Origin of the sequence: Acaryochloris sp. 'Moss Beach' (genome assembly GCF_021497025.1) — a bacterium.
In the GTDB taxonomy this organism is placed as follows: domain Bacteria; phylum Cyanobacteriota; class Cyanobacteriia; order Thermosynechococcales; family Thermosynechococcaceae; genus Acaryochloris; species Acaryochloris marina_A.
In genome coordinates this window covers 305,159-319,506 of record NZ_CP071718.1, presented here as the reverse complement: position 1 = coordinate 319,506, position 14,348 = coordinate 305,159, and the positions used below count along the sequence as shown (strand labels likewise).

General features: G+C 47.4%; 11 protein-coding genes and 1 pseudogene. 8 read left to right on the top strand and 4 right to left on the bottom strand.

All coding sequences use genetic code 11. The annotated features are described in order from the left end of the window. The first annotated feature begins 57 nt into the window (after positions 1 to 57). The 5 genes from HRE53_RS28050 to HRE53_RS28030 all read left to right on the top strand — a co-directional run bounded on the left by HRE53_RS28050 (position 58) and on the right by HRE53_RS28030 (position 3,847). The gene (locus tag HRE53_RS28050; protein ID WP_235111430.1) at positions 58 to 483 is read left to right on the top strand and encodes a hypothetical protein; all 426 of its coding nucleotides are present in this window, start codon (positions 58 to 60) and stop codon (positions 481 to 483) included. 10 nt (positions 484 to 493) lie between these two features. After that, on the top strand, positions 494 to 895 hold the full coding sequence (locus HRE53_RS28045; protein WP_212666784.1) for a hypothetical protein: 402 nt from the start codon (positions 494 to 496) through the stop codon (positions 893 to 895). Positions 896 to 1,035: 140 nt separating this feature from the next. After that, entirely contained in the window at positions 1,036 to 1,257 is a 222-nt protein-coding gene (locus HRE53_RS28040) for a hypothetical protein (protein WP_235111428.1), read from the top strand. Beyond that, complete coding sequence (locus tag HRE53_RS28035) at positions 1,257 to 2,447, top strand: hypothetical protein (protein ID WP_235111427.1); 1,191 nt, start codon at positions 1,257 to 1,259, stop codon at positions 2,445 to 2,447. The genes HRE53_RS28040 and HRE53_RS28035 overlap by 1 nt, the downstream gene beginning before the upstream one ends. Before the next feature lie 134 nt (positions 2,448 to 2,581). Next, entirely contained in the window at positions 2,582 to 3,847 is a 1,266-nt protein-coding gene (locus HRE53_RS28030; protein ID WP_235111426.1) for a hypothetical protein, read from the top strand. On the opposite strand, the pseudogene HRE53_RS28025 reads toward HRE53_RS28030, so the two are convergent. Further along, positions 3,812 to 4,815 (bottom strand): annotated as a pseudogene (locus HRE53_RS28025) (ISAzo13 family transposase). The gene HRE53_RS28030 and the pseudogene HRE53_RS28025 sit on opposite strands and share 36 nt — an antisense overlap. 247 nt (positions 4,816 to 5,062) lie before the next feature. Here HRE53_RS28025 and HRE53_RS28020 point away from each other — a divergent pair. The 3 genes from HRE53_RS28020 (at position 5,063) to gyrB (ending at position 11,047) form a co-directional block, all read left to right on the top strand. Continuing rightward, positions 5,063 to 8,104 carry a hypothetical protein gene (locus HRE53_RS28020; protein ID WP_235111425.1) on the top strand — a complete coding sequence of 1,014 codons (3,042 nt, stop codon included), beginning with the start codon at positions 5,063 to 5,065 and terminating at the stop codon, positions 8,102 to 8,104. A 121-nt stretch (positions 8,105 to 8,225) separates the two neighbouring features. Beyond that, positions 8,226 to 8,873: a pentapeptide repeat-containing protein gene (locus HRE53_RS28015; RefSeq protein ID WP_235111424.1), complete on the top strand. Its 648-nt coding sequence runs from the start codon at positions 8,226 to 8,228 to the stop codon at positions 8,871 to 8,873. A 233-nt stretch (positions 8,874 to 9,106) separates the two neighbouring features. Further along, positions 9,107 to 11,047, top strand: a complete 1,941-nt coding sequence (gyrB, locus tag HRE53_RS28010; protein ID WP_235111423.1) for a DNA topoisomerase (ATP-hydrolyzing) subunit B — start codon at positions 9,107 to 9,109, stop codon at positions 11,045 to 11,047. Between the two features lie 582 nt (positions 11,048 to 11,629). Here the strand turns inward: gyrB and HRE53_RS28005 are convergent. From HRE53_RS28005 to HRE53_RS27995, 3 genes are all read right to left on the bottom strand, one after another. Continuing rightward, positions 11,630 to 12,454 (bottom strand): RNA polymerase sigma factor RpoD/SigA, encoded by an 825-nt coding sequence (locus HRE53_RS28005; protein WP_235111422.1) that lies wholly within the window; start codon positions 12,452 to 12,454, stop codon positions 11,630 to 11,632. A gap of 547 nt (positions 12,455 to 13,001) precedes the next feature. After that, positions 13,002 to 13,999 (bottom strand): IS630 family transposase gene (locus HRE53_RS28000; RefSeq protein WP_235111421.1). Its coding sequence is split into 2 segments (ribosomal slippage): positions 13,002 to 13,546 and positions 13,546 to 13,999, totalling 999 coding nucleotides; the frame shifts between segments, so codons are not numbered across the junction. A 78-nt stretch (positions 14,000 to 14,077) separates the two neighbouring features. Further along, positions 14,078 to 14,272, bottom strand: a complete 195-nt coding sequence (locus HRE53_RS27995) for a hypothetical protein (RefSeq protein WP_235111419.1) — start codon at positions 14,270 to 14,272, stop codon at positions 14,078 to 14,080. Between the last annotated feature and the right edge of the window lie 76 nt (positions 14,273 to 14,348).

The following is a 14,348-nucleotide window of genomic DNA, read 5'->3' as shown; positions in this document are numbered from 1 at the left end:
TGAGGGTAGTGGCATATTAATCCATTACCCTCTCCACCAAAACTCAGGAGAAAAAATATGTTAACTGAATTGGGGGCAAAGACCGTCCCCAGACAACCCACAATCTTGGAAGAGTTGGGTTCAACGCTCAAGGTTGTTCTAGGTGCAATGTCTGTGAGCTGTGTTGTATTTGGCTTTCTAGCGGTTTCGCCTTATTTGATTGATGCCAAATGTTCTCGGCCTGGGTATACGCCCGTTACCCTAGCGCAGTGCTTACCAGAGTCTGAAGTCAAGTCCACGATTTGGGAGGCAAGAATCCCTACACCAATGGGAGGTTTCTATTTGGCGAAAGGAGAACCCATTGCCCAGGTATTTCCTCGGCTTTTCTCCCTGTGGCTCTTGACCCTTCCTACGGTGGTCGCCACTCATGCTTTGGGGCGTTTTGTTTTCGTGAAGCTAGCATTGACCGCCGCTCAATCGGGTGAATCACGAGATCGTAAATGAGGGACATCAAATGACTGACCTACCCCCCACAGATGAAACCTTGAAAACAGAATCACTCTCGCCTTCCAGGGAAAGACTCAAGCAGCGCTTGTGGATGCTGTTTGTTTGGTTCCCATTGGCACTGCTAGTAGCTGGGATGATATTCACTTTTGTTGAAGCACCTGATTCCTGTAAGCAATCGTTAGCCTGCTTCACAAGCTACACCCTCTCATCCGTGCAGCGAGGTCTAGGGCCAATTGTCGATCCAGTGGGGACGCTACTTTACGCTCCCGGTGTAGTAGCAATCCCATTAATCCTAGTAGTTGCCTATGTGTACTACTTCGTATTTACGACCATTTTGCAAGTGCTGTATGCCTTGCTTGAGGTTGTGATTGTTCTGCAAACGAGAGGGAGACAGGACGATACGGGGTGATCGCAAATCCATATCAATGACAACTACCCCAATACCAACCCCCAGACTTCACACCTAACCACAATAAAAACGACCCCCCAGCTCTTCCAGTCCAAGAGGTCGCTAGATCGAATCATTCCAATTATATCGAGGTCACCACAATGCCGACTAACCCCTTTTTCGACTTTTTCGAGCAATCCTGGGTTAACCACCAGACCGACCACGGCCAGCACCCAGATTCATGCACAGGACTGCCATCAGACCAGATCCTAGACCGGGTTTCGTCCTGGGTGTCAGAGTTCAATCCGCTGATATCACCTGAGTCGCAGATAGCTGAGAGTATCCGGGTGGGTATTGTCCAGCGATTTTACGGGTGGCAGTGATGAATGAATCAACATGGACGATTACGGTTGGTGCAGAGACGGGAATTGACCCCAATCGCTGGTTTGATCTGAAGCCTTGCCACTCTGATGAGGAAGTTGAAAGCGTTGCTCAGAGTCTACATGAACGATCTGAGTATCCCGACTACTGTGACCCTGAAGGCGATTCAGTCATTATGGAGCTTTTGGCTGAGGAGTATTGGTGTCGCCGCATTCGCCCGGTCTATTTGCAGCAGGGAAAGCTGGGCAATTGCTCACTGGCAATTCGAGTGGAGCTACGGCTAGGAGAAATTGGCACGATCCATTGTGGCTCAAATGTTTTCCAACATGAGCATATTTCTCATGCCCTGCAATTCATTGAAGCACTTGAGGGTCAGGATCTGGAGTATAGCGAGTACTGGATGGCAATCGCTGAACATTCTCAGCCACTGCCACCAGCACCGACGCTTGAAGACTTCTACCAATATGTTTTGCAGCGATGCCAGCTAGCAATTGAGGACTATCACGAACTCCTTAGCTTCTATGTCACGGATCGGAGTGGCTACCTGGAGATTGTCCACGGGCGAGAACCTAGGAGCCTTGAGGGTAAGTATGTCTGGGCACGGTTTGAAGCTTCTGAATTCCCTGGTGATTGTAAACGTTGCATCAAGCCACAGAAGGAGGGGTTTGAAACACCTGAAGAAGATCAGCGAGGGATTGAAGATTATTCCTGCCAGGTTGCACGTCATCTATTTGATGGTTTTCAAGATATCCAGCGTCGTAGGACTGATCGGGGTATGTATTCCCAGAGTCCTCAATCCCTTGCTGAACGCCAATCTACTGCTCCCGATCCAGTAACCCAATCCAAGCAGAGAGTCGAGGAACCCATCTTCGACCAGTTAGCACAAATCATTGCTGCCTTTGGAAGTCCGATGGCTGATGCCGAGGGCGGCACCCTATATGACGATGGTACGTACCTCTTTATGAGGAGTGAGCATGAAATCAATGTTGCCCGGAGTGCTGAGGGTGATTATGTCCATCACATTTATCGGAATCTCTGCCTTTTCGACCATCAGGATATTCGGGGTGTTGGACACAACTACTTTTTTGACCACACCACTACTGAGGATCGGGCTTACTTTGCTCGATTAGCTGAATCTATTGAAGGCAGGGCACAGGAAGATGCTGAGCCTGAGCTGAATCCTGTCGTTTAATTTTTTATTTTCTTTAGAGAATTTGTATTACCTAGGCACTTCAAATCCTGCACAGAATCTGTAATGCCTAGATAGATTTTCCACTTCATACCCATCACTTGTACTAAAAACTCCCACCTATGGAGGTGAATTAAATGACTACTGCAACCGTCCTGCAACCGATACCCTTCAATACTGACAGACCGATCATCTTCAACGTTGACCTTGAAGAAATCGACCTAGATTCATCCTTCCCTTATACGGGCTTCTTGTGTATCACTCAACATTGGCATTATCCGCTTGAAGTGGAGCTGTGGCCGCAACCTGAAGGGATGAGTGAACCTGAGCTTCTGTCTCAAGGCTTTTACCAGACTAGCGCTGTATTGAGTGGTGAACGGCTGTATGTCCATCACACTCAAGTCGCTGAATTTGTCGAAGCCCAAGACCTGTTTGACCACTCCAACCCTAACCCAGAGGCTAAGACCGTACATTACACAGCCCCATTTGAGATGCGGGCATTGACGCCAGAGATATTCTTGTCATTCTTCGGTAATGAGAAGCCTAAGCCATCCAGCTCCAAGGCAATCCACCCACTCCTGGTAGAGCCATCCAAGCAAATCCTAGAGAGGGTCGAAAGACTTGATCATTTACGCGAGTCTGGTTTTCTCACCGAAGTCTTCAGACCCCACGAAGTTTTGAGAGTTTCCCTCTCCCACCTCGACCATACGCTGTTGCCGTGCTGCCTGGAGGTCGAGGCCCAGTCACCATCTCGCATCCTTATCTTTAGCGGTGAGCCATTCTTCCAACTCAATGGCATCGAGACGACAATGGATATCCCGCATCTGTGGAATGTCGTCAAGGGTTTGCAGATGTGCTTTTGGGATTTTGACTATTTTGAATCATTTAGCAGCTTGGATATCATCTATCTGCTTTGTCGATATTTTAATTGCATCCCGTTGTCTGGACTTGCCAGTGGTTTTGATTCCCAGTTGGATTTGTCTGGTAATTGGGAATGGTCTTGCCTGCCGGGTGCTGATTGGGATGTCTGTGCATCCCTGGTATCAGGCGAGGTGCGGGCTGATGCTGAGCGTATCTCGCAAGGGTGGAAGATTCGAGAGAAAGGAATTGCCGAGGATACCGACCCCAAAGACTCATGTCTAGAAGTCGCTCCTGCAAACGAGTCGGGTGAGGTGCAGCGATATTTGTATCTATCAGCCGAGGGGTGGGAAGAGCTGCATTCACAACAGCCCCTCGACTTGGAAGATTTTCAATTGCTGGTGGGTGTTAGGGGTCATAAAACGACTATCGAGTATTTGACTGATCGCTTCTCAATGTCAGGTTTAGAAGTAGAAATCTTGGGCGATTTCTGGGAAAGAACTCACGGACTAAATTGGCTTAATGAGGATGTCCCACTTGGGTAATTGAGGATTTCTTTCCAATCGTTTCTCAATCCCTTTCATTGCTTTTTTAGTCAACGAAATCCCTGTTTCATAAATCTTCTGTGTCAAAGTTATAACGGGATGCTTACCCTTCCAAGTCATGGTTCTAGCCCATCCCAACAGGGTATCAACATCGGTTAACAAAGTTCCGTTCCAGTGTTGCTCCAAAATCCCCCAACATCGTTCAATGGGGTTGTACTTGCTGTGATAGGGCGGATAGTACAGCAAGTGAATAGCGGTGCCGATGTGATCGCTAAAGGTCACAAGTCGATTGAGGAACTGAGTGCGTACCCCACTATTCTCAGGACCGTTATCCAACTTGATCTGGATGAGCTGAAGGGTTTGCTGTTCGTTGAGGGCAAGGGTGTTCCACCAATCCTGGAGATTATCGACCATAAAATCGCTCGTTTTGTGGGAATTACCAAAGGTGATGTGTAACGTATTGGTGTCCTCATCTAGGATGCCGCAGGGAATATATTTTGGCCCACTCCCCATATCGTGGTCACAAGCTTGCGTTTGGGTTCGAGTCTTGCCCCGACGCGAAGACTCCCCCAGTTCAACGGTGGCTTTGCAATCAATACTCAACCGTTTGACCGTGCTGTCAGAGTCGTATTGGTCTTTGTGTTTGAGGTTGTCAAAGATGGCATCAGTTTCCGGCAGTTTTTTTGGGGTTTAGCTTTGAGGACGGGGCGGAGTCGATAGCCTAACCGATTCAAGACGACGGCCATCGTACTCTTTGCAGGGATAGACTTGGGAGGAAACCCTTGTCCACTCAGGTGTTCGATAGCGGCAGCTGCTGTTAAGCGAGTATAGGCAGTGGAGCTGGAAAAGGTAGGGTCTTGTTGGCTATGGGCTTCTGCGAGTTCCCGTAAGGCTGTTGCGACCTCTGGGTGAAGGTCTTCCCAACGTTTCTTACCACAGAAACCGGACTGAGCACCCGCACAAATCATCCCTGTTCGCTTCTCGCCTAAACCTGTTGCCACCGTATTGCGACCCCAACCAAATATCAGTTCTGTGAGATTGGGGTTCCCGTTACAGTATTTGAGGGCGATGTCTGCCTGGAAAGCACGACGGCGGATTCCTGTCATTTTTGAAGAGGCAAATTTCAGATCTTTAATTTGATTCCACGTTAATTGTTCACGCATACTCAGAGTTAGATTCAATGCATTACTATCGCATCAAGTGACCGAAAATCCCGTGAGTTCTTTCCCAGAAATCGCCTTGATGGACGCCGAGGCCCGCACCAAAGGTCTAGAGCCTTATTGCCTGGACCCGAAAACCTTTGAAGCCTTGCCGGGGAATATTCTCATTGTCACTAGAGACGAAGGGCGTATAACAGGCTTTCCTGAAGAACGTATTGAGTGGTGCTTGTCGTTGATGTGTACCAGAGGGGATCTGCCTTACCACGGCACCCGGAAGACAACGGATTATTGTCGGGGGGAGATGTTGGCAGCTTTCCAAGGCAGACCTCAATCGCGGCTCTCCCCGTCATCAGTCCAGATTTATCACGTCACGCACAGATATCGATATGACAAGCCCTTGGATACCTGTTTCAAAAGCGACCGCCCGCTACTGGAGCTGAAAGAAACCCTCTATTACCTGATGGGGATTGCGGCGATCATGCTTGAAGAGGATTTGTGCGGCCCGCTCAAGTATGATGACTTATCCAGTGAATCTATCTGCTTCTTGTTGCGGCAATACTGTGACTTTGAGCTGTGCCCTTACCAGGATGGCGCAGTTGAGATTGACCTGTACTATCTCTGGGAATTTGACGAGGATGTGCAACAAACCGATCCTGCATGGGATCTGGAGCTACATCAAAAGTATGGTCGAGCTGGGGTGATTGACTGCATTGGAATGCTGATGCGAGGGGAGATAGAGGGATGCATTGGTGAAGATCATCAGCTAAAGGTCAAGAGCAATCTTCCTAAGATGGCTCTGTCTAAATCCTTGACTCCGATCAGCAATGGTGATGACTTCAGGGTTATCCAGGATTACCAATCTCGCTCTAGTGACGAGCAAGTTTTCGTAGACGATTATTTTGATGATTCTCCCGACATCAATGAGTTGGAATTCAGCGAACGGCTTATTGAGTCAAATAACCGACAGGATGAAGATCAGAAGAAAGATTTATTAGACTTTGTTGGTGCTATGGAAGAGCATATTAACGAGCTTCCCGCCAATGAGAGAAATGATTACGCCGATCAACTTGAACAGATTAAGGCTGCTGATGCACTTCCAGAGTTAAAAGATAGAGTCAATCAGCTTTCTACCGATCTTTATGCCAAGTCTTTTGACACCATCCAGCATGACATTGCGATGATGACTGCTATCTCAGAAGGGGTTGTCTCAAAACAGCCAGAAAATATCACTGAACAGCTCCAAGAGTTAGACGACACTCAAGGAGCTGCAACGCCTTCTATTCCTGTCATCAAACCCACTCAGAATACATTCTGGATAACCCACGAATGCAGCTATCTAAAAAGCAAGATGACCTGTGTTCGACATCCAACCAGAACCCATACCCAAGCAAAGCTCGATGCCTACTATCTCATTTCTGAAGGATATAGCATGACTTATGAGTACCACCAGCAATGTCGATTTGATATCTCCGACTGTGAGCCAGGGCCTAAAGCCGTCTGTCATCTACTGGTCAAGTTCTTTGGCTATGAGATTTGTGAGTACGATGATTCAGCGATAGAGATTGACCTGCTGTATATATGGCAAGGGCCAAGAGACCCTAATATCAGGCCATCTGACAAGAATTGGTACAAGTGGCTCAACTTATCGCGTTTCCGTTGGGGAGTCTACCGTGAATTGCTGTCAATCATGGAAGGTCGCCTCAATGTCGATAGACTGCCTCAATACCCTTGGAATTCTCAGCACAGGTCAATCACAGGCTGGGACTGTGGTGATTACATCATCGAAGTGCCGTTTTGCTCATTCAATAGCGAGGCAGAGGCAGAGGAATTTGGTCAATCCTGTTATGCACTTCAAACTGATGAAGAACACCCTAGCCTGTTTCAGCTCTTCTATGGAGATGGCGACGAGGCTTGCCTTCGCAAAGATGACGTGATTGTATACCGCAAGCCTTCCATCACTTCCGAGGTCAATCCTGATGATCGGTCTAGCTGGGAAGTGACAGACTTGAGCGCTGAGGATATCCCAGATTTGGAGATCAGCGGTCCCCTTTACTGCCAGGGTCGGGATCATGAAGAAATCCAGAATCTAGGAGAGAAAGTGCCTGAAAAAGAAGAGGTGGCAGTTCAGATATACAACGAAGTCCAGTCTCCTGAGCATATTCAGCAAGATCTAGACAATCATTTAACGGTTGAGGTGATCTACATAAATAGTGAAATCCCGGTTTGGCAACTTAGAACCACGATTCGAGATGTGGTCGTAGACATGGAAATCGGGTATGAATCCCATCGCGGCGAATTTAAATCCTACGATAATTTTGATCTATCAGTTGTCGAGGCGCTTGCAAAAGATCCCAGATTTACTGAGCTGCTTGCTATCTCATCTGGGATGATCGATTACCCTTATGTGAAATACCCGGACTTCAGTAATGTTAACTGCTTGGATTCTGGAGATGAATTGGAGCGATTCGTCGAAAGTCGGGCATACAAACTGGGTGAACAGTATGGCAGTCCATCAACCGCTGAGGATCTGATTGAAAAGATCAGTATTCGGCATTCCTCAGAAGTAGAGGTTTATAGATATCAAGTCCTAGACAATGCAGTAGAAGGCATTCCCTTTAAGCCGTCAAAATTTATGAGGGGCAAGCTCGATCAAAGCGGTCGCCTTCCTGAGTCCCATATCAGTATTGGCGAGATTTACACAGGTGACAGTATAAAAAATCTAGAATTGCCCATCAAGATTGGTTCTGAAGAGTTTACTGTGACCGTGGGTGTTGAAACCCAGAACGGCACAAGTTACCGCTATGGCGATTCAATAGAGCCTGTCCGAGGTATTACTCAGGATCAAAGATTCAATGAGCTAGTGGCTGCAACCGCTGGACTTCGGGAATACCCCTACACCCGTAACCTTGATTTTCGTCATCCCGAAAAACTAACGTCTCAAGAACTGCAATCAACCATTGATCAACGCGCCAAAATTCTTGGAGAAGAATACGGATCACAGTTCATAGGGGAGTCTTTGGTTACTAACGTTGGCACTGTCTATGCTGTGCTGACAGACACTACCAGAGAAGCTTTATTGCAGAGTTTCGTTGCTTGACTATTGGTCAGGAGAGGATGTCAATCGTCGTGAACCCAGAGCATGAGCATCATGGCGATTCATGTCCTCACCACAAACGAAATTTTACCCGAGACAATCTAGCTGACTTGAGGGCATAATCATGTCGAAAATTGCTACCGAAGAAACTAATCACACCAGCCCCAGCACCCACCAGCCCCAGCAGATAGACAAGGTATTGCTCCCCCACGAGGCTGCAGCGTTTCTGGGCCTGACCGAGGAACAACTGATGAACGCCACTCTGCAAGGTAATTGCCCTGGTGCCTGCATTGATGGTCAGTGGCGGTTTAGTCAGCGAGGGTTAAGTAAGTATCTGTTGCAGCAGAGCAATCATGGGAATGGGATGCCTTGGCTTGATGAGCATTACGGTCCCTACTGGCTCGACGATGCCGTTGAGAGCAAGGCCAAAAAGGTTATTGAGAGATATCAGGCAGGGGAACGGTATTTCCCTCTGCTTGAAATTGAGGGTGGCAACTTCGCGGGTCTTGATCTGACAGGCATCGACTTTTGGGAGTCGAACCTCAAAGGCTCCAGCTTCGAGAGGGCAACACTCAAGAATGCCGTCTTTGTGGGCTGCAATCTGGAGTCCACCAACTTTGCAGGGGCAGATCTGACGGATGCAGATTTCCGGTCTGCCTCGGTCAGGGGTGGTGATTTCAGAGGTGCAATCCTCAATCGCACAATATTCAGAGTCAGGAGTTGGCGAGGGGTGAACCTGGACGGGGCACAGATCAGCCTTGCGAAGTTCTGAGATATAGAGAACCAGTACAACCCAAATATGGAAAAACCATTATGAGCGCAACATCAATTAATCCCGGTGTCATGGCCTCTTAATCCTCAAGATTTAATTATATAGCCCTAGTCCAAATGGTCTTTAAGACGGGCCTAAAATCGCTTTGAAGGTATTTGTGATAGAATTTAGGGGTTTTTGGTATTTACCCAGATTAATATAGCTTTAATCCGCTTATAAGAGCGCTTCATTACATGGCCACAAACTATAATGCAGATCAGATTCAAGTCCTGGAAGGGTTAGAACCTGTCCGCAAACGTCCAGGGATGTATATCGGTAGCACTGGCCCTAGGGGACTGCATCACTTAGTGCACGAGGTGGTGGATAACTCTGTTGATGAAGCCCTTGCAGGACACTGTAAGCATATTCATATCTATCTCAATGAAGATGGATCCGTAAGGGTTACCGACGACGGTCGGGGCATTCCCACCGATTTGCATCCCACCACTGGCAAATCAGCTCTAGAAACGGTGATGACCGTCCTCCATGCTGGGGGAAAATTCGACAGCGATAGTTATAAAGTCTCGGGGGGCTTACATGGTGTTGGTATCTCTGTCGTCAATGCCCTATCGGAATGGGTCGAGGTCCAGGTGTGGCGCAATAATAAAGTCCATACCCAACGTTTTTCGCGTGGCATTCCGAAAACGGAGTTGGTAGCCGAAGACACTGATCGTAAACAGTCTGGTACTGCCATCACCTTCTTGCCCGACAACCAAATTTTCACCGTTGGTACTGAGTTTGACTACAAAACTCTGTCCAGTCGTCTCCGGGAACTTGCCTATCTCAATGCCGGGGTAGAAATTACCTTTCAAGACAATCGTCTGGCGTTATTGGGCACGGACGAACCTAAAGTTGAAACCTATCGCTACGACGGTGGCATTAAAGAATATGTCGATTATATGAATCGGGATAAAGAGCCCATTCATGCAGAATGTATCTATGTTGAGGGTGAGCGCAAGAATGTTCAGGTAGAAGTCGCCTTGCAATGGTGCCGAGATGCCTATTCTGACAACCTTATAGGGTTTGCCAACAATATCCGTACTGTTGATGGGGGCACCCACCTAGAGGGGTTGAAAACGGTGCTCACTCGGACTATGAATTCCTTATCCCGTAAACGTGGCAAGCTCAAAGAAGGGGATTCTAATCTGGGGGGTGAACATATTCGTGAAGGGCTTACCGCCGTTATCTCTGTCAAAGTCCCTGACCCAGAATTTGAAGGTCAAACCAAAACCAAACTGGGTAATACGGAAGTGCGAGGTATTGTAGATTCTTTAGTCGGTGAAGTCTTGACGGAGTATTTAGACTTCCATCCCGATGTGGCTGAGGCCGTGATCGAAAAGGCACTGCAAGCCTTTAATGCGGCTGAGGCCGCTCGCCGGGCGAGAGAGCTGGTGCGCCGTAAATCGGTGTTAGAATCCTCGACTTTGCCCGGTAAGCTGGCGGACTGTAGTTCCCGTGACCCTAGTGCCTCAGAAATCTACATTGTGGAGGGAGATTCTGCGGGAGGTAGTGCGAAGCAAGGACGCGATCGCGGTTTCCAAGCCATCCTTCCCTTGCGAGGTAAGATCCTCAACATCGAAAAAACTGATGATTCCAAGATCTATAAAAACAATGAGATTCAGTCCCTGATTACCGCTCTAGGGCTGGGTATTAAGGGTAACGAATTCGATGTTTCTCAGCTTCGCTACCATCGCATTATTCTGATGACAGATGCAGATGTGGATGGGGCCCATATTCGGACCCTGTTGCTCACTTTTTTCTACCGCTATCAGCGAGATCTGGTTGACCAAGGCTATATCTATATTGCCTGTCCGCCTCTATACAAGGTTGAGCGAGGGCGATCTCACTACTACTGCTATAGCGAGCGTGAACTTCAGGACCTAATTCGGGATGAGTTTCCCGCCAATGCTAACTACACCATCCAGCGATTTAAGGGCTTAGGGGAAATGATGCCTACCCAGCTCTGGAATACTACAATGAACCCTGAAACCCGTACCCTCAAAAAAATTGATATTGAAGATGCTGCTGAGGCGGATCGGATTTTCACAATTCTGATGGGGGATCGCGTGGCTCCTCGTCGGGAATTTATTGAAACCCATGCTTCTCGCCTCAACTTAGCTGAACTCGATATCTAGGAGAAAGAAGTCATAACTCAACTTGCTAAAAAATCATTGTGCTGGACCAGTGCTGATATTGAGTCGTTGGCAACAGATGAATGGACGTGCTGGCGTAGTGATATCTACAGAAAGAGTGATTTGAAAGGTTTCATATGGATAAGGAAATGCTCAGAGGTCATGGTTTAGCTGTTATTCCTGATTGGTCGAGAATAACAGAGATTTATTCCTCCACCCACAGACCCCACAATCCCAGTGACTCCTCGGTGGCGTGGTCTCCCTGATCGGCCTCTCGCAGTTGGGGCATCGGCCCGTGAAGATCGGGTGCCAGTCCAGCAGATCCATCTTCTGTTCTGTCGTCAGATGATTTGAGGGTGAGGCGATGGGGGTGCCGTTGTAAAAGGCATCGGCGGGAGTCATCCCTGAATTATGGCAGGTGTGACACCAGAGACACCCCCGAATATCCTCAGATTTGATTGATATGTTCTTAGTGGGGATTTCCTTAGAGTCCCCTTTCTCTATGATATGAAACTTCTTAGCTGTATACCTCCTGGAGAAGCCGTGCTTTAGGAGGTTTTTTGCTGTCCTGGGTCTTGGCAATAGCTAGGCAGTTCTGACTTTTGTAGCTTGGTCACTGTTTTTCTGTAATTTCTTCATGGCTTTGTTGATGATTTGTCGAATCCGTTCCCGGCTGACGCCAAGCTGTTGACCAATCTCATTCATTGTCTTAGGTTCACCATCTTCTAATCCATACCGCTGGATAATCACATAGCGTTGCCGTTCATCAAGCAGTGATAAATAGCTCGATACCTCATCGCTCTGATTGAGCAGTTCAAGATAGGTTGGTGTCGAATGTTCTGCTTCAATCAGCTCCCCCAATGTTGTGTCTTGTTGATGCCCGACCCACATATCTAAAGAGAGAATATCTTGAAGATGATGCATGTTCTTCTTCAGTTTGTCGAGGTCAATTTCCATTGCCTTAGCAATTTCTACAAGTGTCGGTTCACGACCAAATTCCTGAGAGAGTTGTCGTCGAGTCTGTTTGATTTTGTTGCCTGTCTGCCAGTGGCATGCAGGTAGACGAATCACACGGCTATTACTCTGTATGGACCGGGTAATTCCCTGTCGAATCCACCAATAGGCATAGGTACTGAATCGATACCCCTGCTCTGGCTCAAATTTATCGACGGCTCTACTCAATCCGATGCTGCCTTCCTGGATCAAGTCTATGAATGGCAAGCCCCGATTCTGATGTTTTTTAGCAATGGAGACGACTAGGCGCAGGTTGCACTCGATCATTCGTTGTTTGGCTTGAAGATTACCTGCTTTAGCTTGTCGTGCTAATTGGATTTCTTCTTCATGGGAAAGGAGAGGATAGCGACCGATTTCTTTAAGATAAGTACCCATGCTGTCCGTATGAGTGACCATCACTGCACCTCGTAAACATTACTGGTAGAGAATTACCCCAAAATGCTAGAGATGGGAATGGTCTTGTGTTATTTCTTAAGAAATGAGGGAGCTGAATACTAGAAAAAACTGACAGGTATCCATAACACTGTCAGTTAAGCGTGGTGTGAGGATTGCAGTTTGCAAGCCCTGCTATCTAGTCTAACGAATTCCCCCAGTACCTTGGAGGCCCCTCTCAAGCCATTCCCTTGTCTGTTCTCTGGTGTTCTTGGGTTACTATCCCATCATCAGCTAGAGCAAGAAAAAACTGGCAGCTCCGCCAAGGTGCTAGCCAGTGGATTTAAAAGTGAATTCAATCACTCTATCAGCCTTTAATTTCCTCTTCATCATGTTTCCGTCTACCGTCATGTTATTTGATGAATACTGGGCATCATGTGTTCTGGTATGTAGATTCTGGGTTGCTTGCTTGGCGCTTGCCAGGTCAAATCAAAAATAATGCTAATTAATACGCCATTAACCAGTGTGGAAAATAGCAACAGCCCCATTGTCATCTTGAATTTATAAGCACTTAGCTAAAATTAATTACATAATCATCGCCATAGGTTTTCAAAACTCTTTCCACATATTCGACCAAAGATGACCACCCCCAGTAGGCACTCATTTCAATCCACTGATATTTCATGAATTGCCACAGACGCTCAATCAAATTTAGATGGGGAGAATAGCTTGGTAACTCAAACAAGGTAATTCCCCGTTCGGCCCACTCTGCCTTCATCTCATAGATTGCTTGGCTCGTATGGATAGGGGCTTGATCCATCACAATGACGGTGGGCAACTCCACGTCAGTAAAGAAGGTATCAATGCAATGACTGACAACCTCACTGGTGATGGTCTGTTCTGATGTAAAAGCATGTAGCCCTTGTCGTCGACTCAAAAACCCCAGAACATTCAAGCGTTTACTTGAACGAGTCGGTATTTCCAGATAAGTCCCTATGGGTTGCCATCCATAGGGAATACAGGGGACTAACGAAAAACCACTCTCATCCATAAAGAATAGGTGGATGTCTCCCTTCTCTTCTTGTTTCTTGAGATGTTCTAACTGCTGTTTTTTTCGAGGTAGTCGGCATATAAAGGCTGGCCTGATGTCCCTTGGCGAAAGCGATGCCAGCTCATATCCATCTGCTTCAAGACGCGTTTAACGGTGGCCTTTGACACGCGCACTGACCACTGCTGTTCAATCTGAGCTAGCACCCGATTGAGTTGGATGGGAGATGCCTGAGTCCACTCATAAATCTGCTGTTGTTGGTCGGGATTAAACATCGGTTTTCGACCTCGGCCTGGGCGATTATAGAGTCCTGCAAAACCACGGTTATTCCAAGCCTTAAGCCAGTTGTACACGGTTTTAGGACTCACACTAAAAAGGGAGGCTAAGGTGTAGGGACTCCCACCCTGGGCAGACAAAATCAGGCAATGGGCGCGTTGTCTGACCTGATGATGGCGACTACAGCGATAAATCCGATGCAATAAGCGTAAGCTTTCGGTGGAGATAGGACGGACAATTGACATCAAATCAATGGATGTAAAAAAGAGGACTCAGGTAGTTTACAACCTGGAAATTCTATGTAATTAATTTTGTCCATCTGCTTACTCTGCTTGGATGCAACGATGATACAGCTGCTCCGCCGTTTTGACCGCCTCTCTGTATAAGAGGTGCTTTTCCAGTAGTGTGCGGCTAGCTTGAGTGAGTTTTTGTTGCAGATGAGCGATTGTTGCTTGATCCTGGTCTGTCGCCTGTTTCCACTGGCTATTCCTGCTGATGCTAGAAAGATGCTCTGCCATGGGTGCGCCTTCCGAGATGTGTTTTAGCGTTTGGGATAAGATAACACCTTAGACCCTATTGTGGTGTATCCCAGAT